The organism is Arthrobacter sp. TmtSoilC51 (assembly GCF_055388015.1).
In genome coordinates, this window is the sequence record NZ_AP035877.1 from 289,342 (window position 1) to 314,888 (window position 25,547).

Here is a 25,547-nt window from a genome sequence, read left to right on the forward strand (position 1 = left end):
ACCGGCCTGTGATCAGAATCGGTAACTCGAGACTCGTCCCTCTTTGATTCGGTCTGCATGTTTTCCTCTCTGTGCGTCCGCCTCTGTCAAAACTGGATTTCGTAGCTCACGGAGTCTGGGTGACACGTTAGTCCGGGATTTCCATGTGGAAGCCGCATGGGCAGCCTAGGATCCGGGTATTGATGATGACCTCGTACATGCGTAGTTGGCTGCCGGGTTTCAATACAAGAGGAGCCTGGATCCGCCGCCGTTCGCAGCTGGTGGTCCTCATGGGTTCGCCGCAATGCAGATACTGGCCTCCAAATTGGAGTATGCCCTGGGAGCCCCCAGGCCGGTTCAGGACGACTGCCACCCTCTGGACGGTGGCAGTCTGGTCGTAGGAGTAATTGCAGGTGCGGCATTCGTAGGCAACATCCACCGTGTTGGGTGCGGGAGGGTAGTGGGATTGGATCGAGTCCACCACCAGATGCTGGTCGGAATTGCAGCGCGTACACCATAGGGGCTCGTCTGGTTGATGGGCTTCGTCCGGAACTCTGGACGCGGGCTGGGCCGACATGGATTCACCTCTGCATTGTGAATGCGTGGTGCCCGTCTGCATGAGCGGTAAAGCCTGTCCGGCGAAGCGGACGTAGCTAGATTGTGCACATAGGTGTACCGCAGATGCAAGGATTCCAGGGCTTGTTCTTCGAGGGCTAACGAGATGGGACTGGACGATCGTAGACTGAGGCATGGACGAAATGCACGTTGATTTTGCGGTGCCGGACGATGTCCCAGCCCGGCCAGATACTGCCCCGCCACTCGACGATGTTTCAGTGCCTGAACAACTTCAGGACCTCGTCATTGACAGCGATGATGTAGCGGGTTTCCTGCATGATCTTGCAGTCTTCTCCGCGGCCTCCGTTTCCGAAGCCGTGGGCCTGGATGTCCTGTGCGGGATCACATTGAGCAGGCGCCGCCGGTCTGCCACTGTGGCCGGGAGCACCCATGAAGCGAGGCTGATCGATGAAGTTCAGCAAGCTTACGGCGATGGTCCCTGCCTGGAGGCCATGCGAAGCCACAGCACGGTGCATGTTCCCGATACTGCCACTGAGGAAAGATGGCGTGATTACTGCACTGTCATTGCAGAACGAGGGCACCTCTCGGCCCTCTGCGTGCCGCTGGAGTTGGATGAGGGAGCTACCGCGGCGCTGAACTTCTTCGCCCCGAAAGCCAATGTGTACGACGACGAGACCATCCGGAATTGTGAGCTGTACGCCAGCCAGGCCGAGCGGTCGCTGAGGTTGGCCGTCAGGATTGGCATCAAGCAGCAGCACGCCGATGACCTTCAGGTTGCCATGCAGTCAAGGACTGTCATTGACCTGGCTTGTGGCATCATCATGGGCCAAAACCGCTGTAGCCAGGACGAGGCGTTCAAGATCCTCACCAAGGCATCCAACGGCCGCAACCAAAAACTCAGGGACGTGGCTGAGCAGCTCATCAAGACCGTGGCCAACGAAGCACCCGTGGCCCACTTTGAGCCGTAGGCCGTAGTTCCTGGGCCTGGATCGGACCTTGCACACTTGTGACGCCCGCCACTAGTGAACTACATTCATAGGTGGGTTAAGCAGATAGCCCTTGGAGACTCATGACTTGGAGCCATCCAAGATGGTCCAAGAACTGCACCTGAAGCTGTGGCCACTATCGGCCGGCTCGCCGCGTGCATCCATGCAGGCCTCCTTGAGGAGCAATCAGCTTCTCCCGACGCGATTCAATATGTTGTCGGAAGCCACCTCACGGTGGATACGTGCATAAAAGGAGAATGGCAATGACGCTTGGTTCCCCGATTCCCGCCCCGAAACCTGTGGTTGGGGCGAAACCCGCAACTTTTGACACCGCCACCCGGCCTTGGTGCACAGTTTGCGATACTGATTCGTACATTTTCGTTGAGACCGTTGTAGAAGCAGAGCCGAACCAGTCCGAAATCGTTGAAGTCAGCTACACCTGCAGTGAGTGCGACACTTTTTACGCCCACCCCGTGCCCCTGGCCGAACTCGTACCGGAGATCCAAACCGAATTCCTGTCTACGTCCGCAGCGGGCCTGTGGTTCAGCTGCACGCATTGTGGTGAGCCCATGACGCTGGGACGTCCCTCCGAAAGCATCATCGAGGCACCCCGGAGCACGGATGATCCGGGCGGCCCGAGCCTGCTCGAGGTCTACCTGCAAACACAGGTGCTCCATTGCCGTTGCGGCTTCCAGATGGAGGTTCCGCGCCACGTCGGATAGCTACGGTCGCTAATTTCATTACTGCGGGGAGGGGTGGCTATGCGCACATTTGGCGTCGAGGAAGAGTTGCTGATCGCAGATCCCGTTGACGGGATGCCGCTCCCGTTTGCCGCGGGCATCCTGGACATAGCCGCCCAACCCCACATGAACACAGCCAGCAATCCGGAGGCCGGTGAATCCCTCAAATCGGAGTTCAAACAGGAACAGATTGAGGTCAATTCCCGGCCCTGCCGGACGGCAGCGGAGCTTCGCGACGAGATCCGCCTTGGGCGGGCGTTGGCCGACTCCGCTGCGCGAACCTTGGGGGCCCGGGTGGCAGCCTTGGCCACGCCCCCCGAGTTCCACGCGACGCCCACCTTGGGCAACCCACGCTATGCAACCATGGGAACCGAGTTCGGACTCATTTCGCGCGAGCAGCTCACGTGCGGATTCCACGTCCACGTGGCCATCGAATCGCCGGATGAAGGGGTGGGCATCCTGGACAGGATGCGCCAATGGCTGCCGGTGCTCCTTGCCTTGAGTGCGAATTCCCCGTTCTGGATGGGCTCCGACACAGGCTTTGCCAGTTACAGGACCCAGATTTGGAACAGGTGGCCTACTGCTGGACCCATGGACGTCTTCGGTTCTGCGGAGGGCTACCGTACGGTGCTCGGGAACCTTCTGCGCACTGGCGTCCCCCTGGATGAGGGCATGATCTACTTCGATGCCCGTCTTTCCAGGGGACATCCCACCGTTGAACTCCGCATAGCGGACGTCTGCTTGTACGCCGAAGATGCCCTCACCATCGCGGTGATTGCCCGGGCTCTAGTAGAGACCGCGGCAACGCAGTGGCGTAAGGGGGAGCCGGCGTCGGACGCTTTGACCAGCCTTTTGCGCATGGCCAACTGGCGGTCCAGCCGCTTTGGCATCAACGATCAACTGATTCATCCGATGGACCAACGACCCTATCCTGCCGCCGATGTGGCAGGGGCCTTGCTGCGGCATGTCCGCGGGGCGCTGACAAAATCCGGCGACCTGGCACTGGCGCGCGCAGGCGTGGCGAAGATCCTTCGTCGCGGAAGTGGTGAGCGCTTGCAGCGCCAGGCCTACAGTCGGCGGCTTCGTTTGTCCGACGTCGTTTCTGCCGCCATCGCATCGACGCATGAGTACGGCGAGCGTTCGAACGCTGGACTGCTGAGCCACTAGAGTACGGATGCTTGTGCGTTAGCCCTGGTTGATGCGGATCATGTTGCCGGACGGATCGCGGAAGGCGCAGTCGCGGGGTCCCCAAGGCTGCACAATCGGTTCCTGGAGGACTTCGGCGCCCGAGGCGCGCAGCTTTTCAAACGTGGCATCGAGATCGTCCGTGGTGAACACGAGCATGGGCATGACGCCTTTGGTGAGCAGCTCCTGGATGGCGTCGCCATCGGCCTTGGAACGGCCGGCGTGTGGAGGGGAAAGAACGAGTTCGAGGTCGGGCTGGGCATCGCTGCCGAGGGTAACCCAGCGCTGGCCGTCCGAGCCGACGTCGTTGCGGACTTCGAAGCCGAGGGCATCGCGGTAGAAAGCAAGCGACTCATCGAGATCGTTGACGGTAACGTGTGCGTACTTCAATGAAATGTTCATGTCTCACACGCTATTGCAGCTGTGGCTCGGGCGCTTCTTCAATCCTGCTCAGGTTGTTGTTGCCCTTTCTTTCAGGGCGGGTGTGCTGCTTGGCGATGCAGGTGGGCATCGCCTTCACAGCGTGGTGTTCGCGGGAACGGTACTCGCTGGGCGTTATGCCCACGATCTCCGTGAAGCGTGAGCTGAAAGAGCCCAGGGACGTACAGCCCACCTCCATGCACGCATCCGTGACGCTGGTTCCCGTCCGCAGCAAGGCCATGGCCCGTTCGATGCGCCTGGTCATGAGGTAGTTGTACGGCGATTCACCGTAAGCTGCCTTGAACTGGCGGGAGAAATGCGCAGGCGACATGAGGGCGCCGGCTGCCATGGTGGGAACATCCAAGGGCCGCGCGTACTCGCGATCGATGAAATCGCGGGCGCGCCGCAGATGGGCCAGGTTGGCCAGTTCCTGCGGTGTCATGGGGCCAGTCTACTAGGCTCGTCCCATGGATTCAGTGGTCTGGTCGAAGCCAGAAAACGAGCGCGCGGGCACTCCGTTGCTGGTAATGATGCACGGCTACGGCACCAGTGAGCAGCGCATGGTGGAGCTGTTTCCGTATCTTCCCCCAGAATTCACTTGCGCGGCGCTCCGCGGCCCCAAGGACATCGGCGACCACTACGGCTGGTTCCTCCTGGACTACTTCCTGACCAACGACTTCGCCGATGTCATTGCCTCCACCAACTCCGTCTTCAACTGGATCAACACCGTGAAGGAGAACCACAGCAGCGTCAGCTTGCTGGGCTACTCGCAGGGAATGGCCATGGCCAGCACGCTCCTGCGGCTGCGGCCCCACGCCTTCAAGGCAACGGTGGGGTTGTCCGGCTTTGTCCTGGACAACGACCTCCTGGCGCTCAGCGAATCCTTTGATTCGCCTCCGCCCTTCTTTTGGGGCCGCGATAAAGCGGACCCGGTGATCAACGAAGACGCCATCGCCCACACCCAGGAGTGGTTGCAGGCGAACGTAGCCCTGACGGCGCGTACCTACCCGGGAATGGGTCACAGGATCGAGCCGCCGGAGCTGGTGGACGTCAGTGCGTTCCTTAAGTACTACGTACTAAACGAGCACTGACGTTCCTGAAACAGGCCCCGGATTAGACGGCATCAGCGGGCCAGAATCAATCTTTCCGTGAGATTCGCGTCACAAATTCGTATTCGGCCACACACTATTGAATGACAAAATTGTAAGCGCTTACACTTTTGGCTTGCGGCCGCCCCAATGTGGAGTTGTCCCGGGGCCCAGGGCCGTTACCCCAAGGTGTAATCGAGTATGGAAAGGGTTGAGGCCGTGTTGCATGGTTAGGACTCACAGGGTGACAATCCAGGACGTTGCAGTCCTCTCCGGCTTGTCCATTTGTACGGTGTCCAGGGCTCTGAGGAATCTCCCCAACGTTTCCGAAAAGGCTCAGCGGCAAGTGGCGGAAGCCGCAAACAAGCTGGGCTACAAAGCCTCGGCTGCAGCATCAAGACTGGCCGGCGGCAGCACGGGTTCCGTGGCCATCGTCGCCCCCACCGCCACAGCGTGGTTCTTCGCACAGGCCGTGGAGGCAGCAGAAGAGGTCTTCGGCGACAGCGGTTACGACACCATCCTTATCAGCCTTCGCAACAAGACCAGCGTCCGTAAGCAAGTCTTCGGCGATCTTGAACGTCTGGCACAAAGGGTGGATGGGCTGCTGTTGCTCAATGTCGACCTCGACCCCGCCGAAGTGGAGGCGTTGGAAGCATCCGGGTTGGCAATTGCCAGCGTGGGCATGCGGAATGTTCCGTGGGACAATGTTGGTATCGATGACGAGCACGCAGCCTGGCAGGCCACCCAACACCTGCTGGGGCTGGGCCATTGGGACTTGGCCGTTCTCTCGAGCAATGAACACCCCGTTGTGACTGAGACCCCACGGTTCCACGGCTTCAGGCGTGCACTGGATGAACACCACCTCACCGTCCACCCGGACCTTGTAGTGGCTGCTGGGCCAAGCATCGACGACGGCCGCCGGGCAATGACCGAACTCATCACCCGCGGCGCACGGCCCACTGCAGTGTTCGCCCATTGTGATGAGGCTGCGTTCGGCGCTCTTATGGCGCTGCGGGAACATGGCATGTCCGTGCCCAAAAACGTTTCCGTGATCGGAATCGATGACCATCCCATGAGCTGGTTCCTGGGACTGAGCACCGTGGCGCAACCCGTTGCCGACCAGGGTGCCTTCGCCGCGAACCTGCTGTGCGAACGACTTTTGAATACAGATCCCCCCAACCCACCCTCCAATCACTTGCTCGATACCAAGCTCATCGAACGCAAAACCACGCGCCACAAGCGCTGAACGGAACTATGCACATGACTGATCTTCGTAATGCCTGGACTGGCGCTTCGGCGCTCTTGTTCGACCTCGACGGCGTGCTGACGCCCACCGCCGTGGTGCATGAGCAGGCCTGGCAGGAACTGTTCGATGGTTACCTCGCTGAGGCCGGCCACCCCCAGAGCTACCAGGAGAGCGACTACTTCGACCACATCGACGGCAAGCCGCGCTTCGATGGCGTCCGGGACTTCCTGACTTCCCGTGGCATCACGCTGCCGGAAGGGCCCACGGACGACGCCCCCACAAATGAAACCGTGCAAGGCCTGGGAAACCGCAAGAACGCCATCTTCAACGAGATCGTGGACACCCGCGGCGTCGAGCCCTTCGCCGGCTCGGTCAAGTTCATCAACGCCGCGCTGGAGCTGGGACTCAAGGTCGCCGTCGTGTCCTCCTCACGCAACGCCCCCGCTGTACTGAAGGCAGCCGGACTCGACCACCACTTCACAGTTGTGGTCGATGGTCAGGTAGCTGCCGCCGTCGGGCTCCCAGGCAAGCCGGACCCCGCCACGTTCACATACGCTGCGTCCCTGCTGGACGTCCCCACCCAGGAATGCATTGTGGTGGAAGACGCCGTTTCCGGCGTGCAGGCCGGCAGTGCCGGCAACTTCCAGGCCGTCATTGGCGTTGACCGCGGTGCTGGCCGCCAAACACTGCTCGACGCCGGCGCCACGCTGGTGGTCGACGACCTCAACGATCTTCTCTGACCCAACTTTTCGAAGGACCTCTTTAGCCCATGGCACTCATCAGCTCTGATCGGCTGCGCTTTCCCTGCGAGCCCTGGAAGCTCGTGGAAAGTATCCACGTCCCCGGTGACGAGGGAACCCTGGAAACGCTGTTCGCCCTTGGCAACGGCCACCTCGGCATCCGTGGCGCCCATTCCACACGCGGCGACGGCGAACTTCCCGGCACGTTCATCAACGGCTTCCACGAGATCTGGGACATCAAGCACGCCGAGAATGCTTATGGTTTCGCACGGACTGGCCAGCGGATTGTGTATGTTCCGGACGCCAACAACTTCACGGTATCAATCGACGGCGAGGCCCTCAGCCTGGCCGAATCCACAGTGCTGGATTATCACCGGAGCGTGGACTTCTCCACAGGCGTCTACGAGGAAACCACCACGTGGGCGTGCCGCTCAGGCGCTACTGTCACAACGGTAGAGCGCCGGGCCGTTGGTTTCGATTCCCGCGGATGTCTTGGCCTGGAACTGTCTGTGAGCGCTGACCGTGACGTGTCCGCGGACATCATCTCCGGCGTCGTAAACCGCCAGGACCAGCCTGTGGAGGACCACTCGGTCCACGACCCCCGCCGATCCGGCCGGCACGCCGGCCGTGTCCTGTTGCCGCTTCACCTCCAAGGCGCCGATGGCTCCCTGCGGCTGGCATGGGAGACCTCAGAATCGCGCCAGCGCATCGCCATGGCAGTTGATCACTGGATCTCCGCCGAAGGCCAGCCCTTTGAGACTGTTGTGGCAGAGGATGAATCGTCTGTTCGCTACGTCCTGGCCATCAACGCCGGCGAAGCGTTCCGTCTGGAGAAGACGGTCAGTTACGTCGTGGCAGGGCGTACCCTGACAGCCGATGACGATGGCGGTGAGAGCCTGGCCGCGGAAGCCGAAGCCAACCTGCTGCCGTTCTCCGAAATCCTCGCGCAGAGCCAGGCGCACTACAGCCAGTACTGGACCACCGCGGATGTCTCGATCGGGGGACAGCCCGAACTTCAGCAAGCCGTGCGTTGGGCGCTTTTCCAGTTGGCGCAGGCAACGGCACGGGCCGGCGTTGCCGGTATCCCTGCGAAGGGCGTGAGCGGCTCCGGCTATGAGGGCCACTACTTCTGGGACCAGGAGGTCTACCTCCTCCCGTACCTGACGTACACCAACCCCGTCGGTGCCCGGAAAGTGCTCGAATCACGGCACGCCATGCTTCCGGATGCGCGTGTCCGCGCCAAGGAACTCAGCGTGGACGGCGCGCTGTTCCCGTGGCGCACCATCAATGGCCTGGAGGCGAGTGCCTACTATGCCGCAGGAACCGCCCAGTTCCACATCGCCGCAGCCATCGCGTTTGCCGCCAACCGCTACGAATGGGCCAGCGGCGACGCCAGCTTCCGTGCCGACATCGGCGCCGAGCTGCTGATTGAGACCGCGCGCATGTGGGCTTCCCTGGGCTTCTTCGGCAAAGACGGAATGTTCCACATCCACGGCGTCACCGGTCCGGATGAATACACCGCCGTGGTTAACGACAACCTCTACACCAACGTCATGGCCCGGTTTAACCTCCGCGCCGCGGCTGCGCTGGAACACGCGGGCATCGCCGAAACCGAGCGCATGGTGTGGCGCCAAGCTGCCGAGCGCATGTCCCTGCCGTACGATCCCCACTTGGAGGTGTTCAGCCAGGACAACGACTTCATGACCTTGGAGCCGTGGGATTGGAATACGCCCAAGTCCAAGTATCCGCTGCTGCTGAACTTCCACCCCCTGGTGATCTACCGGCACCAAGTCCTCAAACAGGCAGATACCGTGCTGGCAATGTTCCTCCAGTGGCAGGATTTCTCGGCTGAGGAAAAGCAGCGTGCCTTCGACTTCTACGATCCCATCACCACCGGAGACTCCACCCTGTCCGCCTGCGTGCAAGGCATCATGGCCGCCGAGGTTGGGTATGGCGACGTCGCGCTGAAGCACTTCACCGAGGCACTGTTCATTGACCTGGACAACTCACACGGCAACACGATCGACGGCGTCCACATCGCCTCCACCGGCGGCATTTGGAGTTCGTTGGTCTGCGGCTTCGCCGGAATGCGCGATCAGGGCGAGGTACTGCGCTTCGATCCGCGGCTGCCCGGCGAGTGGGAAGGCCTCTCCTTCCGGCTCAAGGTCCGTGGTCGCCTGTTGTCCGTGGATCTCGCGCAAGGATCCATCGGGCTGGCACTCGTGACCGGATCGGGTTACAGCGATGAGCCGCTACCCGTCCGGGTTCGGGATCACGACGTCACCGTCGGCGCGGACACCGTCACGGTGCCGCTCGAGACGGTGCCCGTCCCACCGCCGTCGATCTTTCCCAGCGTCTTCCCGACGGCGGGACTCCCCATCGTGCGGGCCTGAACGGCTCAGCGACTTGGACTAGACGATATGTATGGGCTGGCTGCGGTTTGGCTGGTTGGTTTCCTTCTGAGGGGGCGATTGTCGCCGGGCAAGGTTTCGGAGCGCCAGCTTTGGGCGGGCCTTCGGGGGGTTTGTTTGTTGATGGCGCTCCGGAGCCTTGCCCGGCCGGGTCTGGCCCGTATCAGAAGGACGTGTGGGGTGGGGGTTCCGGCGGGCCAGGGCTATGGGTGTGGGGCTGGAACCTTCTCTTCAAAGCATCCCGTGGGTTGCCCCAGACTCGTTTTAGGGGGGTAGAGCCACATTTGAAGTTTGGAGGTTCCAGCTATGTTTGAGCGTACTCATGTGGGCTTGGATGTCCACGCTTTGACTGTCGTCGCGTGCGCGATTGATGGTCAGACCGGCGAGATTTCCCGGGCACGGCTGACGCCGGACCATCAGGAGATTCTGGGATGGATCAAGACACTGCCGGGCCCGTGCCAGGTGGTGTATGAGGCCGGTCCTACCGGTTTTCCGCTGGCAAGGGCTTTGCTGGCTGCTGGGATCGAGTGTCTGGTCGCGGCTCCCTCGAAACTCCAACGCCCGCCCGGGGACAGGGTCAAAACAGACCGCAACGATGCCTTGCATCTGGCCCGGTTGTTGAAACTGGACCAGATCACCGAGGTCACGGTCCCGAGCCCCTCTCAGGAAGCTGCCCGGGACTTGGTCCGTGCCCGCGAGGATATCCGTGGTGATCTGATGCGCGCCCGGCACCGGGTTTCCAAACTCCTGCTGCGCCAAGGCATCCACTACACCGGCGGCAGAACCTGGACCCATGAGCACTTGTCCTGGCTCTACTCCCAGAACTTTGACTCACCGGCACTGCAACTGGCCTACGACCTCGCCGTGGAGTCCGTCATTGAAACACTTGTCCGCCGTGACAGGGCCGATCAAGCCATCCGGACCATGGCCTATGACAGCGAATACACTCCCGTGGTGCGCTCTTTGGAGTGCTTGCGGGGTGTCTCCACGCTGACAGCGTTCGGTCTGGCCGTCGAAATCGGCGACTGGACCCGCTTTACCGGCTCGACGATAGGCGCGTATCTCGGACTCGTTCCCAGCGAGAGTTCATCTGGCGGGCACCGCTCCCAGGGATCCATCACGAAAACAGGCAACACCCACGCCCGCAGGCTCCTGGTCGAAGCGGCCTGGCACCACCGCCGCGCCTACACCCACCCCTCCAAAGAGCTGCTGTCCCGTTGGGAAGCGGCAACCCCCTGGGCAAGAGCCCGTGGCAAAGCCGGCAACAAACGCCTCCACGAACGCTGGCTCGTTTACCAGGAACACCGGAAACGTCCCGTGATCGCCGATGTCGCGATCGCCCGCGAACTTGCCGGGTGGTGCTGGTCACTGGCCAGTGAAGCCCAACGGACAACGCAACACCAAAACCTCTAAACGTCCGGGGGAGCACCCGCACAAAAGGAGGGGACCACCGGTTACACCGGCAGCGCTTGGAGCAACCCGCGACCCAACTATGGGCAACCATCAAGGCCACGCCCGATCCCTAGAGAAGCGATAATCTCCAGGCCGGACACCTCGTCCTGCGGTAATCAACCCGCGCATATTAGTCTGACCACGCCGTCGCCAACGACACGCTGGACCCCCCGAACACAAGCACACCCCCGGACCAAAAAGGAAGCGACCCCGGAACCAACCCGGGATCGCTTCCCCACGCCCATTGACAAACGAAACTACATATTAGTTGGATGCACTAGCGGTTGTTCCCGTCCCTGGGAGCGACCGCTAGTGCGTTCAGCGGCGCGAGGGAAACGCAGACGTGTGGTCCTCAATGAGGCCACTCGCTGCGATCTCCCTGAGCGTGTAGATGGCCTTGGCCGCTGCACCTTTGTCCCTGTAGGTGACGGTGAGCGCGAGTTCGGTCCCGTCGTCGTCGACCAGGCGCACCCGGCAGTCGCCCCCAATGGCGTCAAAGACTTCAAAATGCCCGGCCATTAGGCGGCGCCTGGCTGCATTATGTCGGCTGCCTTCGTGTTGGCCGCCGTCGAATGACCCGATGAACGACGCCGATCCAACTCGTTGTTGATGAGCTCAAGCAGCGCTTGGGCAGGCTCGGACAAATGGTGTGTGTCGGCTGAGCCCAGCTGGTCGCAATGGATGAGGACGTGGCGGATGCGTTCAAGTTCGCGGGACGGAACCAAAGGCCAGCGGTGAAACAGTTGCCGTACGGCTATCGCTCCGAGGAGCGCGTCAGGTTTGTTGGGCGCAACATGGTGTCCTGCTGCTCTTCTTCGAGCGACAGCAGCCGCGGAAGATGCGACTCCATGGGCGAGAAGGATCTCGGATTTGAGGGAATTCGGGGCCATGCGGACCTCCCGAAATAGATCAAGGGAAGCCGGCTGCGTGACTTTCAATCAAGCTTACAGAATGTGAGTTATGTCATGTCAATCATTACGTGATCTGGAATGGGTGCCACAGCTTCGTTCTCTCCCACCCGGACACGGGGGAACAGTGGAAGTGAGCGAATCCGGGTATCTCCTGGTGGACACCTATGACGTGCTTCACCAGCACGTCATCCCGCATCACGTGCGATTCGGTCCGGACCTGGCGGACGGGCGGGATGCGCGGATCGATCGGACACCGCACCGATACATTTGGCCGAGCGAGCTGGACCTCATGAACCGCCGCCAGCGAAGCAGCCTCGAAGGTAGCCACGGCTGCAGCCGCGGAAGTCAACAAGCAAATTTGTGCCGTGGTCCAGGACGGATTGGTCAGTGTTGAGGACAAACAGGTGCTCGGTGGGTTGGTCACTGCTGCCCGCACAGCCGGTGTTCCCGCTGAAATCACGACTCCGCTCAACCAGATTGCTGAAGCTGGAGACGAGGTTCCGGCTGAGTCGGTCCAAGCGTTGAAGGAAGCTTGTTCGGCATAACCCTGGTACCCGGGATTCGATCAGGTGTCAGTTGTAGTGGTCTCGATGCAGCAAAACGTTCTCCAACAGATGCCCCTCCATGGAAAACCCGGTTAATGGTGAAGACGCCGAAGACCGTGAAGACGGTGGAGGTGTAGATGCTGGGGCGCGAGTGTGCCCTGGCAGGGGTGGGGCTTTGGATTGGTATGTGTGTCCCGTGGGGGTGCTGACTTCCAGTTGATGTCGGCTGCCGCTGATTGTTTTTGCGTTCCAGCCGGGGTTTTCTTTGGTTTGGTTGCAGGCTTCGCAGAGCCCGGCGCCGTTTTCCAGGCTGGTGGGTCCGCCGTCGTGCCAGGTAATGACGTGGTCGATGTGGCGGATGGGTGCGTCGCAGTAGGGGGTGCGGCAGGTGTCGTCGCGGGTTTCGATGAATCGTCTGAGCCGCGGCGGGAAGAGTCGTGCTTTGGAGTCCATGGCCAGCAGTTCGCCGCTGGCGGGGGAGGTGTAGAGCCGGCGGAGAAACACCTTGAAGTCATTCGCTGTGCCTGGGTCAGTGGGGCTGCGCCTCGCGGGTCCGGGCTCCGTGGGGCCAGACCCAGTGTGCGCGGGTTCCGTAGGACGGTCCTCACCGCGCTCGGCTTCAGGGGGTCCGCCAGCGAGTGACGTTCTTGCCCATTCTGCGGGGACGATTCCGTAGCCTTGGAGCCGTGCGGGTTCGGCATCGCCTTGGAAGAGCGTGCGGTCCGTCATCACCAGTTGGACGTCAACGCCGGTGATGCCGCCGGGTGTGCCGGTGAGGCGGTCGATGAGGGTGTCGGCCATGAGCTGGCCGCGGGTGCGGGTGTCACCGCCGGATCGGGCCGAGTCCGCGTGCCGTGTGAGCGCGGTGTAGGCGGCGACGCCTTGGCCGACGGGCAGCAGTGCGGTGAGGATGGTCATGGTGTCCGGCGCCGGGCGAAGGCTGACGTGCCGTTCGGTTGCGGCGCGGGCCCCGCGCTGGGTGATGGATCGGGGATCCCGGCGGTAGGCGGCGGCTTTCGCGGCGGCGATGATCGCCCGATCTCCGGCGCCCTCGAAGGTTCCGGTATCGGGGGCGAGCTCCTCATCCACCGCGCAGCGGTCTTCGGCGGACAGGCAGGCTGTTTCCTTCACGAGCAGGGTGGCCCGCCATTCGTTGAGCTGCCCGGTTTCCAGGGCTGCCATGGTGCGGGGCATCTCCGTGACGAGGGCCTTCGCCAATCCGAGGAGACGCGATCCGCGGTTGGGCGATTCGCGCCGGGCCAACGCGAGCTGCGCAGCGACACCCTGGCCCTGCTCCGATACGGGCACCCCGGCAGCCGCTTGTTCATGGCGCTGGGCCAGGTCAAACGCCACCGACGCTTTCGCCTGCAAGGCTGCGATGGCGGATTTCGCGTTTTCCAGGCCCCTTATCTGGTCGATTAGACCGGCGCTGTCCGCGCTGACGCGAAAAGAGCCCAACACGGCGAGCAACGCCCCAACCGCCGAGCCACCAGGCACAGGAATAGGACCAGCCGCAGCGGAAGCCACCGTAACTGTTTGCCCGTCCCGAATCCGCTCCATACCCACACTCTGCCAGCACGTACAGACTTTCTTCGCGCACAAAAGTACCTATGTGGAAAACCCGCGATGTCTTGTGTGGAGGCACGTAAATGCGTTCGCCCAGCACCCTGACTTAGTATCAGAAGCTAGGGAAACAAGCTTCACGCTTATCGAAGGATCAGGGATGGATGCAAACGGCCACGCGAAGGGCTATTGGTACGGCAAGGACCCTGGACAGAAAGCCCTTGCCGTTGATGTTCTGAACGCCCTGCGGGATTATCGCGTCTCGGAACAGGCCATGCGTCGGAGGACCCGTTCTGCCATGGGCATGGGCGAAAAGGACCTGCTGGCCTTGCGGTACCTTTTCGAAGCCGAAGCCGCGGGCAAAGTGATGAAGCCAAAGGACCTGGGCGATCGGTTGGGCATAACGTCGGCGTCAATGACCACGCTGATCGATCGCCTGGTGGACTCGGGCCACATCCGGCGGGAACCGCACCCTACCGATCGCCGGGCCTTGATTCTGCGCCCCACCCCCGGATCGGATCAGGAAGTCCGGCACACTCTGGGTGGAATGCACCGCCGCATTTTGGACGTTGCCAGTGCCCTGAGCCCGGAAGAAGCACGGGTGGTGATGGACTTCTTGCAGAACATGCGCGAGGCCGTGGACACCATCGACGACGACCCAACCGGCGAACAACCAAAGGATGCGGAACCTAACCCTTCATGACGTCAGGTTCCACTGCAGGATCAGTATCAGCGTGACCAGGAATCCCGATCCGTAGTTGAGCCAGATGAATCGGCGCCATGCAACGTTGGTGCGTGCCGCCGTCGTATCCGTGACGTTCCACCAGGGCGCGCAATTGGCGATATATGGGACGGCGATCACCGCTGCGAGCGGCCCCGGCCAGGGCGTGGCCAGCATGGCGAGACCCGCCACCAGCCAAAGCACGACGGCGAGTCGCACCGTTCGCCGGGCACCGAAGACTGTCGCTATTGAAGCGATGTGGGCCTGCCGATCCGGCTCAATGTCCTGCACTGCTCCAAAAGCGTGCGCCGCCATGCCCCACATGAAAAATGCGGCGAGCAGGATGACCAGCCCCGGCGTCGCGTCGGCGCCCGCCAGCGTCAACGCCACGACGGCGGGACTCACGAAGTGCGTACTCGACGTCAGCGAGTCCAAGACAGGGCGTTCCTTGAAACGGAGTCCTGCTACAGAGTAGGCAACCACGGCGAAGGCACTCACCCCGAGGCTCAGCCAGGTCGCAGGGCTACCCGCCAATGCCAACACCACAAGGAATGGCACATTGGTAATGGTCGCGAGCCACAGTATGGGGCGGTGCAGTCCGGGCCGGAGCAGGGCACCTTCGATGCCGCCCTTGCGTGGGTTTTGAAGGTCCGACGCGTAGTCGAACACATCGTTGATGCCGTACATCGCCAGGTTGTAGGGGATAAGGAAGTAAAGCGTTCCCACCACCAAGACCCAGTCCACCTCGCGGGTGGTCAGGAACATGGCTGCCGCGAAAGGATAGGCCGTGTTGATCCAACTGACGGGGCGTGAGGCGACTACTGCTTGATGGGCGAGACCTTTGCGGCCCCTGTCCCGGCCTGCTTCCGGCCCCCGCGTCAACCACACCCAGAGCCCGGGAAGTGCCAGCACGCCAGCCAGGGGATAGGCGAAGTCCTCCACGGGTGCGAGCCCGATTTTCAGGCCCAAAATGTGTGAGGCGTCGTAGTGGAAGAGTTCCATCGCGATCATGACGGAGTCGAACGCAGCAGTCAGCACGGCCAGGCCCCCGAAGGAAAGCCCAACTGCTTTCCAGTGATGACTGTTTTCGCCGGAGCTGGTACTTCTGCGGGCAAAGGCTACGCCCGCGACGGCGGCGACAGTGACGAATGCGAGCGAGAGCCACAGGTACGTCATGCGTTCTCCCTCTCACGCGGCCTCGCAGGTCTACTCGAAAGAAACCGCCGTGCCCCCGTATAGAGCACCATGGTGCACAGCACTAGAAAGAGCAGGAAAACAGGCTCCTCAATGGGCAATTGCGGTCCAAGCATCATCCCCGTGGCGATCGCACCCTCGCCACGCAGGAAGATCCCCAGGCCGATACCAGCCAAGTCCCAGCCGAGCAGGAACAAAACCCCGACGCCGGTCACCGTCACTGCAGCTTTGGCGTCACGCCAGAAGAACAAGGTGAACCGATGGTCGAGCAGCAGCATGCACACAATGCCGGCCAGCAGCGCGGCCAGATAAACAATGCCCATTAGCCCAACCTGCTGTTGGTGCGCTTCAGCGGGCTGGAGTCGATGACGGAAGGCCCGGCACTGTGATCCCCGCGAATCCGTTTCAGTACCAGTTCTGCGCTAATGAGGCACATCGGCACGCCTACGCCTGGTGCCGTGGTCGCGCCGGCATAGAACAGCCCCCTCACCCGCTTGGAGGCGTTCTGGGCGCGGAACATCGCGCTCTGTCGCAGGGTGTGCGCAGGGCCGAGCATGCCCCCGTTCCACGAGTTGTAGTCGCGGGAGAAGTCGCCGGGGCCGATCGTTTGCCGGACCACGATTCGCCCGCGGAGATCCGGAACGTTGGCCCATTCCGCGATCTGGTCGATGGCGGCGTCGGCAGTCTTCTCAATCAGGGAGTCGCCAGTGCCGTCCGGGCCGCCTGATCCGATTGCCGGGTCCGCAGGGATGGGGATGAGCACAAAGAGGTTCTCATGGTCCCGCGGGGCGACATCCGGGTCGGTGGCGCTGGGTTTGCAGACGTAGATCGAAGCAGGGTCCGGGATACCGGGCTGATCCCCGAAGATCGACGCGAAGTTTGCCTGCCAGTCCTTGGTGAAGAACAACGAGTGGTGCGGGAGTTCCGGCAGCCGCCCCTTCACTCCGAGCATCACCAGCACGGCACCGGGGCCGCTGGTTCGGCGCTGCCACCATGTACCGGGATAGCTCTGGTCCTCAGCGGCCAAGAGGGTGGTTTCGGTATGGTGCAGATCCGCGCCGGAAACCACGACGTCGGCCACGCTGAAATGCTGCCTATCCCCAGAGCCGTGCTTCTCCCGCCACCGGACACCCGTCACCTCCCGCTTTGCGGTGCCAGGCAAACGACGACGGCGGCCCAAACCGCCCAGATGGCCCTTGCCGCCCGGGAGGGCTGCTTCGCGCGTGGTGATCTGGAGGACCTCAGCGCCGGTCTGGATCCGTACACCGGCGTCAACTGCCAAGGCTTCAAGGCGCTCGACGAGTTGCCGGAAGCCGCCCATGGGGTACTGGACCCCATCGCCAAGATCCAGTGCGCTCATCAGGTGATACATCGCAGGCGCGTTGGCAGGATCTGTGCCGAGGAAGACGGCTGGGTAGCCCAGAACCTGCCGCAGCACCGGATGTTGAAAGCGCTGGGAGACAAACGTCTCCAGGGGAGTGAGCAGGAGGCGGGCCAGGTCCGGCAGGCCGCGCAGGATCTCGGGCTGGATGAGCGATTGAAGCTTGGTGAAGGGGTTGTAAAGGAAGAAGCGTTCAGCCATATCGGACGTGTGCCTTGCCGAGGCCAGGTAGGCCGCGAGGCGCGCTGCGCTGCCCGGCTCAACCTGCTCGAATGCCCGCATGACCTGTTCGCTGCCCAGCGGGACGGTGAGCGGATCCGGCCGGCCGCCGTCGTGGTTTGGTTCGCTGAAGACGCGGTAAGCGGGACTGAGCGTTCGAAGATCGAGCTGTTCTGCGGTGCTGGTTCCGAGCAGCTCGAAAAAGTGGTCGAAGACGCCCGGCATCAGGTACCAGGAAGGTCCTGTGTCGAAACGGAAACCGTTCCGCTCCAACGTTCCGGCTCGGCCTCCGACGCGGTCGAGTCGCTCCAGAAGTTGTACCTCATGGCCTTCGTGCGCCAGGAGCGCTGCGGTGGCAAGCCCAGCGATGCCACCGCCGATCACCACTGTCCGTATCATTCGGGGGCGGCTCATCCGCGGGGCTCCAGCCAGGTGGCCGCGACTGCGCGGGCGGCCAGTCCCGCCTTGAAGACATCGGGAACGCGAACACGGGAATGGTACAGCTCGTCAACGGTTGTCTGCTCGATGCGGCGGGTCAGGGCAGCGAACAGCGCGAGCGCACTTCTGACCGCGGCCCGGGCGTCATGCGGAAGGAGGGGAATGACGGCCTTGGCATCGTCCAACTGGGACCGGATTGTCTTCACCCATTCCACGCGATCCTGGTCCTCGAGGTGATCGGCTGTGCCCAGGTAGTTGCGGCCCAACCGGTCAGTGTCATCGGAGAGGTCGCGCAGAAAGTTGATGTTCTGGAAAGCAGCGCCCAACCTGCTGGCGCCGTACCGCAAGGCCGCGGCGTCGCCGTCGTCGATGTTCTGACCTCGCATGAAGACGCAAAGGCACATCAGCCCAACCACTTCCGCGGATCCGTAAACGTAGCCCTGGTGTGCCTCGGCATCAAACCGGAGCGGAGCGCCCTGACGGGCCCCGCGCTCGCCGAGGTCCATGCGCATGGAGGCAAAAAAGGGGTCTGTCAGGGACTCATCTATGCCTGCGGTTCGTGCCGTTTGGGCGAAGGCATGGATGATGAGGTCGCTGCTGTAGCCGATCTTGAGCGCGCGATGGGTCTCATCAATGAAGTGGTCCAAGGCGTCGTTCTGCTGCTGGTGGCTCAGGCCGGCTTCGGCAGTGACGCCATCCACGAGTTCGTCGGCCACCCGCACCAAAGCGTAAATATTGCGTACGTGCTGGCGGTGCCGGGGGCCGAGCAGCCGGGTCGCGAGACCGAACGACGTGGAATAGGCGGCGATGACCTGGTTGGCGGCGCGTTCGGCGGTCCGCGTGAAGTGCGTGAAGGACGTATCAATATCGATGCTCATGATCGCCGTCCTTCCAGTTGCGCGGCGAGATCGATCAAAACGGTGCGTGCGCTTTCCGGAATCTCTGCTGCATGGTTTCCCAGGATTTGGTGGAAGTCTGCCAATTGCTCTTGGACCAGGCCCTGAACGAAGGCCTCGGCGCCGCAGTCGGCGAGTTGGCGGCGTACGTATTGCGCTTCCGGGCCGCTGAGTTCGGGCTGGCCAAACCACGGTTCGATGTCCGGCCACGCGTTGGTCATCCGGGCATAAGCGATGATTGCTGTCTGCTTGCCCTCACGTAGATCGGAGAAGGGATCCTTGCCGTGCTGGCGGGGATCCCCGAACGTGGATAAGAAGTCGTCCTGGAGTTGGAAGGCCAGCCCAAGGTGGCGGCCCGCCGTCGCGAGCGCCGACTCAACGGAAGGTTCAGCGCCGGCGAGGGCGGCGGCTGCGCGAAGCGGAAGTTCGAAGGTATAGGTGGCGGTCTTATAGCCGCACATCATGAGGATTGTCTCGAGTTCGGGGGCGATGATGCCGTCGCCCAGGCCAACATCGAGTTGCTCTCCAGCAACCGTCTCATTGATGGTGTGGTCCAGGAGATCGAGGAGTCGGAAGCGTAACGCCTGGGGAAGGTCAGCCCTTGCGAAAGATTGGTGCGTAGCCGCCAGCAGCATATTGCCCATCAGGATCCCACCTGTCCGGGCCCAGTGCAGTTTTGCTTGTTGGTTCTTGTCGTCTCCGCCCGGGAACCCGGCCTCGGTCAGGAGGGTCCCGATCAGGTTTGGCCTGCCGCGACGGACTAGGTCGCCGTCGATCACGTCGTCGTGGAGGAGGAAGGCATAGTGCAGGATCTCGACGGCGGCCGCGATGCCGATGGCGGTCTGCCGGTTTGAGGAGTGATGGTCTCTGCGTGTTTCAGGCTGTTGCAGGGCGTCGTACGTTTCCATGAGCAGCAACGGGCGCACAAATTTCCCGCCGAGCACATTTTCGCTGGCAATGGCCCAGAGCCTGGCGAAACCCGGGCCGTAAGGGGCGGCCGCGAGAGCCTTGCTGGACATGAGTCCGCCCAGTTCGTCCTCGATGGCGGAGCAGAGGTCACTCTTGCTGCGATCAGTCCTGCTACGCTCAGTGCTCCGGCGGGTGGCACTGGACATGACAGTCATGCCTGGTCTCCGAGCGCCAGGGCCTGAACCTCGATGAGCTGTGGAAACTGCAGTGCAAGCCATGGGCTGAAGACCGCGGGAGCGCGCTCCAGGGCTTCCGCAAGGAGTCCCGGAGTGACCCATGCGTAGTCAGCGACTTCGAATGGATTTGGCCTGAGCGGTCCCAGTATCCGTGCAACATAGACCGGGCAAATCTCATTCTCGACGATGCCCGAAGGATCCACCGCGCGGTAGCGGAAGCCAGGGAGGACCAGTTCGATCCGCCTGACGTCCACTCCGAGTTCGTGGCGGGCGCGCCGGAGAACCGCATCCTCTGGGTCCTCGCCCGGAGCCGGATGGCCGCAAAAGCTATTGGTCCACACACCTGGCCATGTCTTCTTCTCGGGGGACCGACGTGTCAGGAGCAGCTCACCAGCGTGGTTGAGCAGGTAGCAGGAAAAAGCGAGATGGAGCGGTGTCTCCTTGCTGTGGACCCCTGCTTTGTCCACCTCGCCGATGGGCCGGCCGGCGTCGTCGAGAAGGACGACCATTTCCGTCGCGTTCATTCCTGTGCCTTCCTTCGGACGCCTTCTACATTCAGGATCCATTTCAGGATCCACTCCAAGATAGCTAGACAAGCTAGCTAGAAGATTACCATGTAGGAAGATAGGTGTAACATACTCAGAATGAACAGCCCGGATGAAATCGAAGCCTCGGTTTCCACGGGCATGTACGACGTAAACGTCAACGATCCCCAGCATGAACTCGTGGACCGTGAAGGCCTATCGGACGCCGATGTTCAACAAATCAGTGAACTGATGAGCGCCCTTGGAAGGCTGCGTGATGCCGAAGATCGGCTGTCTGAGGCCTCGCTCAAATACATGAAGCTCAACCATTCAGACATGCGCGCCCTCCACTACCTGATAGTCAGTGCCAACAGTGGAGCCATCGCCACCCCCGGCGCCATTGCTGCGCACCTGCGCATTTCGACGGCGTCCACCACCAAGTTGCTCGACCGGTTGGAACGCGCGGGACACATCACGAGGCAAGCGCATCCCTCCGACAGGCGTGCCCTTGCCATTGCGATCACTCCTGACACTCACCAGGCGGCCATGCGGACCGTTGGCCGTCAGCAAGCCAGGCGCTTTCTGGCGGCAGCGCGCCTGAACGCAAGGGAACGGGAAACGGTGACGCGCTTCCTGGATGACATGGCCAGGGAGATTGCTCCTGGGGCCGGAACGTGAGCTCAATATAGGAAGATCGGTAACCAGTCACGGTTGTGCGCATGTACCAGGGCCAGGAAGAGGACAAAATCGAAGAGCAGATGCACTGACACCACGTAAGTGAAGGACTTCGTCAGCTTGAACGTATAGCCCTGCAGCAACGCGAACGGGAAGGTCAGCAGCGGCCCCCACGCCTGGTAGCCGATCTCCCACAGGAAGGACGAGAAGACCACAGCCTGCAGCAGGTTGGCCAGCCAGTCCGGGAAGTGTTGGCGCAACAGCGTGAACGTGGTGCAGATGAAGAACAGCTCGTCCCAAATTCCCACGGCGTTCACTCCAAGGAAGAGCCGCCAGAAAATAGTGGGGTCGGAGGCGTCCGGCCAGTTTTGGTAGACGCCGGTCCGGATCAGGTAAACGGGAAGGATGAAGTATCCAAGGGCTACGACGCCCACCAGGTATAGCTTCGCGGCCAGGGGCCATCTGCGGCCTGTGTTGACGGGAAACTTAATGATCTTTTCGCCATACAGGAAGCGGGATGCAAGCCACGGAACCAGCACGGCCAAAGCCAAGGCGCCACCCATGAGTGCCATGTGCTCGATGCCCAGGTCCGCGTTCAGCGGCACCAGGCTGATAATGGCCATTCCAGCACCGACCAACGCCAGATGCCGCATCAAGCCGTGGTCGATAAACGCAGCCGTGGCAATACTCGCCGCGAGGAGTGCGTAACCGGCTAAATCGTTTTCCAGCACGAAAAACGGCACCCCGGACACGGAGAGAAGCGCTGCTGGTAAAAGCTTCCAGGTGAGCGCGGTCCGGGATTCCAAGGAAGTCGACGTCACACCTCAAGCATGTCAGTGCTGGTGGCCGGACGACACGGTTTTCCCATACTGGGTCAAACCCCTAACTGGAACGGACGAATTCTCTGTAAGATTCGTGGCAGGACCCATGCTTTTCCGGGTCCAGGTCATGTCTGGCTTAGCCAGCGGGGGATACTCATAAAGGAATATTCAATGGCTCAAGAAACGGGCTCTTTTCCACCGAGCGGCGGTGCTGACCACCCATCAGCCGAGGGCGTCGAGGCGTCCCCGTCCGCCCAGGACATGACGATGCGCGAACAGGTGATGGACATCATCGATGCCATCCTCTCTGATTCGGATCCCAAGAGTGAAGGGGCCAGGAACAGTCTTCGCCGGCTGGTGGAAGCCCGTCCAGAGGATCCCGAGGGGGCGTTGCTGGAGCATCTGCTGGAAACCCGGAAGACGTCGGCATCAGAGCCCGCCGTTGCAGCGCAACGCGAGTCCTCGAGCGTCCACCTTGAGTCCTCGGACGCAGCGCGCACGGTGACGGTTCCCGTCAGCCAAGACGTTCGCGAAGACATCCAGGCGATCCTCGCGGACAAGCTTCTGCTCACGGCTTTCCAGCCCGTCCACGCCCTGCCCGATGGAAACGTGGTGGGCGTTGAGGCACTCACCCGGTTTGTCGGTGAGGACGGAGCGGGCGCGGACGTATGGTTCCGCGAGGCAGCGGAAGCGGGCCTGGGGACCGAACTGGAGATCGCTGCCCTTCACTGCGCGTTGACTGCGGCCAAAGATGTTCCCAACGACATGTACGTGGCGTTGAACCTCACTCCCGCGACGTCCCGCGACCCAAGGGTGCGGAACCTGCTCGCTGCTGCGTCACTGGCACCTGAACGGATCATCGTCGAACTGACCGGCAGCTTGGAAGCACTTGAAGGCCAAACGCGCGACGACGGACTTGGCCAGCTGCGCTCGCTGGGCCTGCGTGTCGCCGTCAGCGCTTCCGGGGCAGGCTTCGTTTCCATGGACCGGTTAAGCGAGTTGAGCCCGGACATCATCAAACTTGACCGCCATCTGATTGAAGGAATTGAGGGCAGCGAGGGGCAGCGGATCCGGGCCAGGGCAGTGGTGGAGCTAGCCCGCGAGGTTGGCGCTGCGGTGGTTGCGGAAGGCATCGAAACCCCAGCGGAACTCAAGGAAGTAACGGCACTGAAAGTCACCGCGGCCCAGGGGTATCTGCTCGGACGCCCCTCCGTTCACCCCTTGGACTGGTCCGCCTGGAGCATTCGCGCTCAAGCGGAAGCCCAACCCACGGGCTAGTTCCTAGGGTTCTGCGTCGTCGTGTGGGTTGGTTCCCACGTACGTCCCCGGCGGCATCCCAGCGCCGAAAACAGGTCCGGGATCCGGGCGCTTGGGGTGTCGGTTGTCTTCGGCCAGCCGCTGCGTGAGACGCCGAAGAACCCATGGCACCAAATGCTCCCGCGCCCACACGATGTCGTCCGTCCTCGCCTCCCGCCAAGTGCGGGGAGGCAGGGCTTTGGGAATCATTGGCTCCAGGGTGTGCGGGACGTTGAGCGTATCCAGCACCATCATGGCGATAGTGTGCTGGCCCAGTGGGGAGAAATGAAGCCGGTCCGGGTCCCACATCTGGGGGTTGGTGAGCTGGCGCAGCGCCCAGAGGTCGGCGATCACGGCGTCGTGGCGGGCAGCGATGATGCGCATGTTTTCGTTGAAGATGGCTACTTTGCCACGCGTATGTCCGAGCACCGGGGTTGCGCCCCAGTCCGGGCCCGCAAAAAGCAGTATGGTTGCGCCGGTGGCGGCCAGAATTTTCACGCCGGCGTCAAGTTCAAGGGCAAGCTTGTCGGGATCGCTCCTGTGGAAGAGAAGGTCGTTTCCCCCGGCATTGAGCGTGATCAGATCCGGCTGCAGGCCTAGGGCGGGGCCCACTTGCTCCTCCAGGATCTCGTGGAGCAGCCGTCCGCGTACTGCGAGGTTCGCATAGGCGAAGTCATGGTGCCCCGCGCTCAATTCTTCCGCAACCCTGTCAGCCCAGCCCCTCAGGCCGCCCGGGCTGCCGGGCTCCGGATCGCCTACCCCTTCGGTGAAAGAATCACCCAGGGCCACGTAGCGACTCCACGGGTGCAGGCGGGTCCCGAATGCGGCAGGACCACCCTGCGCCGGGAGATCGGCGCTGGTGGCGTTCATCCACCCATACTGCGCTCTCCCAAGGCGCAACGCCATGGGTTGTGTGCATTGGTAATAAGTATCCTTACCAATACTGCGGGAGGAATCCCACAAAACGACGCGGGCGAACGACGGCGGCCCGCACCAGAGGCGCGCATCCCTCGGATGGTGCGTACCGCCGTCGTTGGGTCAGAACCGGATGTGGACTGCGAAGCTGTCCTCCAGATGGCCTGTAAGGCGTGACGCGGCACTGCGGGCCGCTGTTGGGATATCGACGAAGCTCCGGGCGGTGGTGGTGAGTCCGGGGAAGTCGTCGAATGCCAATGTCAGCCGGCCATCAGCAGCGTGCTGGATGTGCACGGTGATGACCGTTTTTGGTGTTTCGGCCGGAAGGCCGGCCGTGGTGAGCGAGTAGTAGGGTGTGGTTCTCCCGCGGATGTCGGCAGGGACGTTGGCCCGGATGGATCCTTCTTCCTCAAGTTCGGAGAGGCGTGCCTTGACGGTGTCCTTGCAGGCTGTGACGCCGTCGGTGATATCCGAAACCTTGCTTGCGCCGTTGCGAGCGAGGTAATTGAGGATTTGGGTCCTGGTGAGTTGGGTCCGGGTCTTGTTGGTGGTTCGGGTGGGGGCGTTGATGGAAGTCGTTGTCATGGCCGTGTCCAAGGGGTCGACTTTTGAGTCATCATTTCCTATGGTCGGGCACCCCGCGGGGCGCAATGAGACGTTTCGGATTCGTCGTTGAACCCGTTCGAATGGTGTGGTGGGCCGTGTTGTTCGATCCGGGGCTTTAGGGCGCCGGAACCGGCAGGACAGCCCCAAGCGATCCTTCGACGCCATGAAGGTGCCGCATCATGGCGATCCCTGCATCCTCCGCTGAGCCTTTTTCGATGGCGTCGAAAATGGCCGCGTGCTCAAGTCCGGATTCCTTCCTCCGGTCCACCATCTGGTTCAAGGTGCTGGACTGGTTGGCCATGGCCTCATCGATATCAGAGAGCATCGATGCGAAGACGCCATTGCCGCTGCTCCGGGCGATGATCGCGTGGAACTCGGAATTGAGGATGACCCACTGTTCCAGGTCTTCTTCTTCATCCATGGCCCGTAGGATTTCCCGGAGTGATTCAACATCCTGCTGGCTGCGGTGTTCCGCGGCCAAGCTGGCAGCCGGCACTTCAATGTGAGGCCGTGCTTGCAGGAGTTCACGCGCCGAGTACTTGCCCAGTTTCAGGTCCTGGCCAACTTTGTCGGCGATGACGAATGTGCCCTTGCCCGTCCGGGTTACGGTCAGGCCCAAGGCGTTTGAAGACTTCAAGGCTTCGCGGACCATCGTCCTGCTGACGCCGAACTGCTGCGCCAACGTGGCTTCCGAATCCAAGCGTGAACCTACTGGAAGGCTGCCGTCTTCAATGGCAGCACGCAGAGTGGCAAGCACTGCCTCGGCGGCACCGACCCTTACGACTTTGGTTTGTCCAGCAGTCCAGCTGTCCAACAGGCTGATCATGGAATGAATATGGCATGGCTCACAGAGTGGGGCAAGTTGTTACGCCGG

At 62.0% G+C, this 25,547-nt stretch carries 27 protein-coding genes and 1 pseudogene; 12 read left to right on the plus strand and 16 right to left on the minus strand.

Translation table 11 applies throughout. The features are described from left to right. Nucleotides 1-127: 127 nt before the first annotated feature. Nucleotides 128-556 (minus strand): hypothetical protein, encoded by a 429-nt coding sequence (locus tag ACZ5G6_RS01410; protein ID WP_223935428.1) that lies wholly within the window; start codon nt 554-556, stop codon nt 128-130. Between the two features lie 172 nt (nt 557-728). Between ACZ5G6_RS01410 and ACZ5G6_RS01415 the strand changes: the two genes are divergently transcribed. From ACZ5G6_RS01415 to ACZ5G6_RS01425, 3 genes are all read left to right on the plus strand, one after another. Then, nucleotides 729-1,523: a GAF and ANTAR domain-containing protein gene (locus tag ACZ5G6_RS01415; protein ID WP_223935429.1), complete on the plus strand. Its 795-nt coding sequence runs from the start codon at nt 729-731 to the stop codon at nt 1,521-1,523. Nucleotides 1,524-1,804: 281 nt separating this feature from the next. Beyond that, nucleotides 1,805-2,263 (plus strand): hypothetical protein, encoded by a 459-nt coding sequence (locus ACZ5G6_RS01420; protein ID WP_223935430.1) that lies wholly within the window; start codon nt 1,805-1,807, stop codon nt 2,261-2,263. 39 nt (nt 2,264-2,302) lie between these two features. Continuing rightward, nucleotides 2,303-3,448 (plus strand): glutamate--cysteine ligase 2, encoded by a 1,146-nt coding sequence (locus ACZ5G6_RS01425; RefSeq protein WP_498688911.1) that lies wholly within the window; start codon nt 2,303-2,305, stop codon nt 3,446-3,448. An 18-nt stretch (nt 3,449-3,466) separates the two neighbouring features. Here ACZ5G6_RS01425 and ACZ5G6_RS01430 read toward each other — a convergent pair whose 3' ends face one another. Together ACZ5G6_RS01430 and ACZ5G6_RS01435 are read right to left on the minus strand one after the other, a co-directional pair. Next, nucleotides 3,467-3,868, minus strand: a complete 402-nt coding sequence (locus ACZ5G6_RS01430; RefSeq protein WP_498688913.1) for a VOC family protein — start codon at nt 3,866-3,868, stop codon at nt 3,467-3,469. A 10-nt stretch (nt 3,869-3,878) separates the two neighbouring features. Continuing rightward, the gene (locus ACZ5G6_RS01435) at nt 3,879-4,328 is read right to left on the minus strand and encodes a helix-turn-helix transcriptional regulator (protein WP_223935432.1); all 450 of its coding nucleotides are present in this window, start codon (nt 4,326-4,328) and stop codon (nt 3,879-3,881) included. A 25-nt stretch (nt 4,329-4,353) separates the two neighbouring features. Here ACZ5G6_RS01435 and ACZ5G6_RS01440 point away from each other — a divergent pair, with 25 nt between their 5' ends. The 5 genes from ACZ5G6_RS01440 to ACZ5G6_RS01460 all read left to right on the plus strand — a co-directional run bounded on the left by ACZ5G6_RS01440 (nt 4,354) and on the right by ACZ5G6_RS01460 (nt 10,784). Continuing rightward, a complete protein-coding gene (locus ACZ5G6_RS01440) occupies nt 4,354-4,977 on the plus strand; it encodes an alpha/beta hydrolase (RefSeq protein WP_498688915.1) in 624 nt (207 codons plus the stop codon). Between the two features lie 241 nt (nt 4,978-5,218). Next, on the plus strand, nt 5,219-6,220 hold the full coding sequence (locus ACZ5G6_RS01445) for a LacI family DNA-binding transcriptional regulator (RefSeq protein WP_498688917.1): 1,002 nt from the start codon (nt 5,219-5,221) through the stop codon (nt 6,218-6,220). A gap of 8 nt (nt 6,221-6,228) precedes the next feature. Continuing rightward, nucleotides 6,229-6,960, plus strand: a complete 732-nt coding sequence (locus ACZ5G6_RS01450; RefSeq protein ID WP_223935435.1) for an HAD family hydrolase — start codon at nt 6,229-6,231, stop codon at nt 6,958-6,960. Nucleotides 6,961-6,989: 29 nt separating this feature from the next. Continuing rightward, a complete protein-coding gene (locus tag ACZ5G6_RS01455) occupies nt 6,990-9,353 on the plus strand; it encodes a glycoside hydrolase family 65 protein (RefSeq protein WP_498688919.1) in 2,364 nt (787 codons plus the stop codon). 324 nt (nt 9,354-9,677) lie between these two features. Next, nucleotides 9,678-10,784, plus strand: a complete 1,107-nt coding sequence (locus tag ACZ5G6_RS01460) for an IS110 family RNA-guided transposase (RefSeq protein ID WP_498685838.1) — start codon at nt 9,678-9,680, stop codon at nt 10,782-10,784. 357 nt (nt 10,785-11,141) lie between these two features. Here ACZ5G6_RS01460 and ACZ5G6_RS01465 read toward each other — a convergent pair whose 3' ends face one another. Beyond that, nucleotides 11,142-11,342, minus strand: coding sequence for a YegP family protein (locus tag ACZ5G6_RS01465; RefSeq protein ID WP_223935437.1), 201 nt, complete (start codon nt 11,340-11,342; stop codon nt 11,142-11,144). Beyond that, nucleotides 11,342-11,713, minus strand: a complete 372-nt coding sequence (locus ACZ5G6_RS01470; RefSeq protein ID WP_498688922.1) for a hypothetical protein — start codon at nt 11,711-11,713, stop codon at nt 11,342-11,344. Before ACZ5G6_RS01470 ends, ACZ5G6_RS01465 begins: the two co-directional genes overlap by 1 nt. Before the next feature lie 317 nt (nt 11,714-12,030). Here ACZ5G6_RS01470 and ACZ5G6_RS01475 point away from each other — a divergent pair. Next, nucleotides 12,031-12,279, plus strand: a pseudogene (locus ACZ5G6_RS01475) (hypothetical protein); the annotation flags it as partial. 27 nt (nt 12,280-12,306) lie between these two features. Here the strand turns inward: ACZ5G6_RS01475 and ACZ5G6_RS01480 are convergent. Further along, nucleotides 12,307-13,839, minus strand: a complete 1,533-nt coding sequence (locus ACZ5G6_RS01480) for an HNH endonuclease (RefSeq protein WP_498688924.1) — start codon at nt 13,837-13,839, stop codon at nt 12,307-12,309. A gap of 163 nt (nt 13,840-14,002) precedes the next feature. Between ACZ5G6_RS01480 and ACZ5G6_RS01485 the strand changes: the two genes are divergently transcribed. Beyond that, nucleotides 14,003-14,545 (plus strand): MarR family winged helix-turn-helix transcriptional regulator, encoded by a 543-nt coding sequence (locus ACZ5G6_RS01485; RefSeq protein ID WP_223935440.1) that lies wholly within the window; start codon nt 14,003-14,005, stop codon nt 14,543-14,545. Here the strand turns inward: ACZ5G6_RS01485 and ACZ5G6_RS01490 are convergent. The 6 genes from ACZ5G6_RS01490 to idi are packed head-to-tail and all read right to left on the minus strand — an operon-like array spanning nt 14,540 to nt 20,360. Further along, the gene (locus ACZ5G6_RS01490) at nt 14,540-15,739 is read right to left on the minus strand and encodes a prenyltransferase (protein ID WP_223935441.1); all 1,200 of its coding nucleotides are present in this window, start codon (nt 15,737-15,739) and stop codon (nt 14,540-14,542) included. The genes ACZ5G6_RS01485 and ACZ5G6_RS01490 overlap by 6 nt on opposite strands. After that, nucleotides 15,736-16,080: a lycopene cyclase domain-containing protein gene (locus tag ACZ5G6_RS01495; RefSeq protein WP_223935442.1), complete on the minus strand. Its 345-nt coding sequence runs from the start codon at nt 16,078-16,080 to the stop codon at nt 15,736-15,738. The genes ACZ5G6_RS01490 and ACZ5G6_RS01495 overlap by 4 nt, the downstream gene beginning before the upstream one ends. Continuing rightward, nucleotides 16,080-17,756: a phytoene desaturase family protein gene (gene crtI / locus ACZ5G6_RS01500; protein WP_498691719.1), complete on the minus strand. Its 1,677-nt coding sequence runs from the start codon at nt 17,754-17,756 to the stop codon at nt 16,080-16,082. The genes ACZ5G6_RS01495 and crtI overlap by 1 nt, the downstream gene beginning before the upstream one ends. A gap of 11 nt (nt 17,757-17,767) precedes the next feature. After that, the gene (locus tag ACZ5G6_RS01505) at nt 17,768-18,673 is read right to left on the minus strand and encodes a phytoene/squalene synthase family protein (protein WP_223935443.1); all 906 of its coding nucleotides are present in this window, start codon (nt 18,671-18,673) and stop codon (nt 17,768-17,770) included. After that, complete coding sequence (locus ACZ5G6_RS01510; RefSeq protein ID WP_498688928.1) at nt 18,670-19,815, minus strand: polyprenyl synthetase family protein; 1,146 nt, start codon at nt 19,813-19,815, stop codon at nt 18,670-18,672. Before ACZ5G6_RS01510 ends, ACZ5G6_RS01505 begins: the two co-directional genes overlap by 4 nt. Beyond that, the gene (idi, locus tag ACZ5G6_RS01515; protein WP_498688930.1) at nt 19,812-20,360 is read right to left on the minus strand and encodes an isopentenyl-diphosphate Delta-isomerase; all 549 of its coding nucleotides are present in this window, start codon (nt 20,358-20,360) and stop codon (nt 19,812-19,814) included. Before idi ends, ACZ5G6_RS01510 begins: the two co-directional genes overlap by 4 nt. A gap of 120 nt (nt 20,361-20,480) precedes the next feature. Here idi and ACZ5G6_RS01520 point away from each other — a divergent pair, with 120 nt between their 5' ends. Further along, entirely contained in the window at nt 20,481-21,038 is a 558-nt protein-coding gene (locus tag ACZ5G6_RS01520; RefSeq protein ID WP_223935446.1) for a MarR family winged helix-turn-helix transcriptional regulator, read from the plus strand. 2 nt (nt 21,039-21,040) lie between these two features. Here the strand turns inward: ACZ5G6_RS01520 and ACZ5G6_RS01525 are convergent, their stop codons facing one another. Continuing rightward, complete coding sequence (locus tag ACZ5G6_RS01525) at nt 21,041-21,856, minus strand: CPBP family intramembrane glutamic endopeptidase (RefSeq protein WP_223935447.1); 816 nt, start codon at nt 21,854-21,856, stop codon at nt 21,041-21,043. Between the two features lie 171 nt (nt 21,857-22,027). Here ACZ5G6_RS01525 and ACZ5G6_RS01530 point away from each other — a divergent pair, with 171 nt between their 5' ends. Next, a complete protein-coding gene (locus ACZ5G6_RS01530) occupies nt 22,028-23,134 on the plus strand; it encodes an EAL domain-containing protein (protein WP_223935448.1) in 1,107 nt (368 codons plus the stop codon). 3 nt (nt 23,135-23,137) lie between these two features. On the opposite strand, the gene ACZ5G6_RS01535 is transcribed toward ACZ5G6_RS01530, so the two are convergent. The 3 genes from ACZ5G6_RS01535 to ACZ5G6_RS01545 all read right to left on the minus strand — a co-directional run bounded on the left by ACZ5G6_RS01535 (nt 23,138) and on the right by ACZ5G6_RS01545 (nt 25,496). Next, nucleotides 23,138-24,022, minus strand: a complete 885-nt coding sequence (locus ACZ5G6_RS01535; protein ID WP_223935449.1) for an SGNH/GDSL hydrolase family protein — start codon at nt 24,020-24,022, stop codon at nt 23,138-23,140. A gap of 168 nt (nt 24,023-24,190) precedes the next feature. Beyond that, entirely contained in the window at nt 24,191-24,652 is a 462-nt protein-coding gene (locus ACZ5G6_RS01540; RefSeq protein WP_223935450.1) for a helix-turn-helix domain-containing protein, read from the minus strand. Between the two features lie 136 nt (nt 24,653-24,788). Further along, nucleotides 24,789-25,496, minus strand: a complete 708-nt coding sequence (locus tag ACZ5G6_RS01545; protein WP_223937454.1) for a FadR/GntR family transcriptional regulator — start codon at nt 25,494-25,496, stop codon at nt 24,789-24,791. Nucleotides 25,497-25,547 lie beyond the last annotated feature (51 nt).

What these genes read in the sequence shown, in the direction of transcription:
- ACZ5G6_RS01410 (WP_223935428.1), bottom strand. Translation starts at nt 556, where the DNA reads ATGTCGGCCCAGCCCGCGTCCAGAGTTCCGGACGAAGCCCATCAACCA.
- ACZ5G6_RS01415 (WP_223935429.1), top strand. Translation starts at nt 729, where the DNA reads ATGGACGAAATGCACGTTGATTTTGCGGTGCCGGACGATGTCCCAGCC.
- ACZ5G6_RS01420 (WP_223935430.1), top strand. Translation starts at nt 1,805, where the DNA reads ATGACGCTTGGTTCCCCGATTCCCGCCCCGAAACCTGTGGTTGGGGCG.
- ACZ5G6_RS01425 (WP_498688911.1), top strand. Translation starts at nt 2,303, where the DNA reads ATGCGCACATTTGGCGTCGAGGAAGAGTTGCTGATCGCAGATCCCGTT.
- ACZ5G6_RS01430 (WP_498688913.1), bottom strand. Translation starts at nt 3,868, where the DNA reads ATGAACATTTCATTGAAGTACGCACACGTTACCGTCAACGATCTCGAT.
- ACZ5G6_RS01435 (WP_223935432.1), bottom strand. Translation starts at nt 4,328, where the DNA reads ATGACACCGCAGGAACTGGCCAACCTGGCCCATCTGCGGCGCGCCCGC.
- ACZ5G6_RS01440 (WP_498688915.1), top strand. Translation starts at nt 4,354, where the DNA reads ATGGATTCAGTGGTCTGGTCGAAGCCAGAAAACGAGCGCGCGGGCACT.
- ACZ5G6_RS01450 (WP_223935435.1), top strand. Translation starts at nt 6,229, where the DNA reads ATGCACATGACTGATCTTCGTAATGCCTGGACTGGCGCTTCGGCGCTC.
- ACZ5G6_RS01455 (WP_498688919.1), top strand. Translation starts at nt 6,990, where the DNA reads ATGGCACTCATCAGCTCTGATCGGCTGCGCTTTCCCTGCGAGCCCTGG.
- ACZ5G6_RS01460 (WP_498685838.1), top strand. Translation starts at nt 9,678, where the DNA reads ATGTTTGAGCGTACTCATGTGGGCTTGGATGTCCACGCTTTGACTGTC.
- ACZ5G6_RS01465 (WP_223935437.1), bottom strand. Translation starts at nt 11,342, where the DNA reads ATGGCCGGGCATTTTGAAGTCTTTGACGCCATTGGGGGCGACTGCCGG.
- ACZ5G6_RS01470 (WP_498688922.1), bottom strand. Translation starts at nt 11,713, where the DNA reads ATGGCCCCGAATTCCCTCAAATCCGAGATCCTTCTCGCCCATGGAGTC.
- ACZ5G6_RS01480 (WP_498688924.1), bottom strand. Translation starts at nt 13,839, where the DNA reads ATGGAGCGGATTCGGGACGGGCAAACAGTTACGGTGGCTTCCGCTGCG.
- ACZ5G6_RS01485 (WP_223935440.1), top strand. Translation starts at nt 14,003, where the DNA reads ATGGATGCAAACGGCCACGCGAAGGGCTATTGGTACGGCAAGGACCCT.
- ACZ5G6_RS01490 (WP_223935441.1), bottom strand. Translation starts at nt 15,739, where the DNA reads ATGACGTACCTGTGGCTCTCGCTCGCATTCGTCACTGTCGCCGCCGTC.
- ACZ5G6_RS01495 (WP_223935442.1), bottom strand. Translation starts at nt 16,080, where the DNA reads ATGGGCATTGTTTATCTGGCCGCGCTGCTGGCCGGCATTGTGTGCATG.
- crtI (WP_498691719.1), bottom strand. Translation starts at nt 17,756, where the DNA reads ATGATACGGACAGTGGTGATCGGCGGTGGCATCGCTGGGCTTGCCACC.
- ACZ5G6_RS01505 (WP_223935443.1), bottom strand. Translation starts at nt 18,673, where the DNA reads ATGAGCATCGATATTGATACGTCCTTCACGCACTTCACGCGGACCGCC.
- ACZ5G6_RS01510 (WP_498688928.1), bottom strand. Translation starts at nt 19,815, where the DNA reads ATGACTGTCATGTCCAGTGCCACCCGCCGGAGCACTGAGCGTAGCAGG.
- idi (WP_498688930.1), bottom strand. Translation starts at nt 20,360, where the DNA reads ATGAACGCGACGGAAATGGTCGTCCTTCTCGACGACGCCGGCCGGCCC.
- ACZ5G6_RS01520 (WP_223935446.1), top strand. Translation starts at nt 20,481, where the DNA reads ATGAACAGCCCGGATGAAATCGAAGCCTCGGTTTCCACGGGCATGTAC.
- ACZ5G6_RS01530 (WP_223935448.1), top strand. Translation starts at nt 22,028, where the DNA reads ATGGCTCAAGAAACGGGCTCTTTTCCACCGAGCGGCGGTGCTGACCAC.
- ACZ5G6_RS01535 (WP_223935449.1), bottom strand. Translation starts at nt 24,022, where the DNA reads ATGAACGCCACCAGCGCCGATCTCCCGGCGCAGGGTGGTCCTGCCGCA.
- ACZ5G6_RS01540 (WP_223935450.1), bottom strand. Translation starts at nt 24,652, where the DNA reads ATGACAACGACTTCCATCAACGCCCCCACCCGAACCACCAACAAGACC.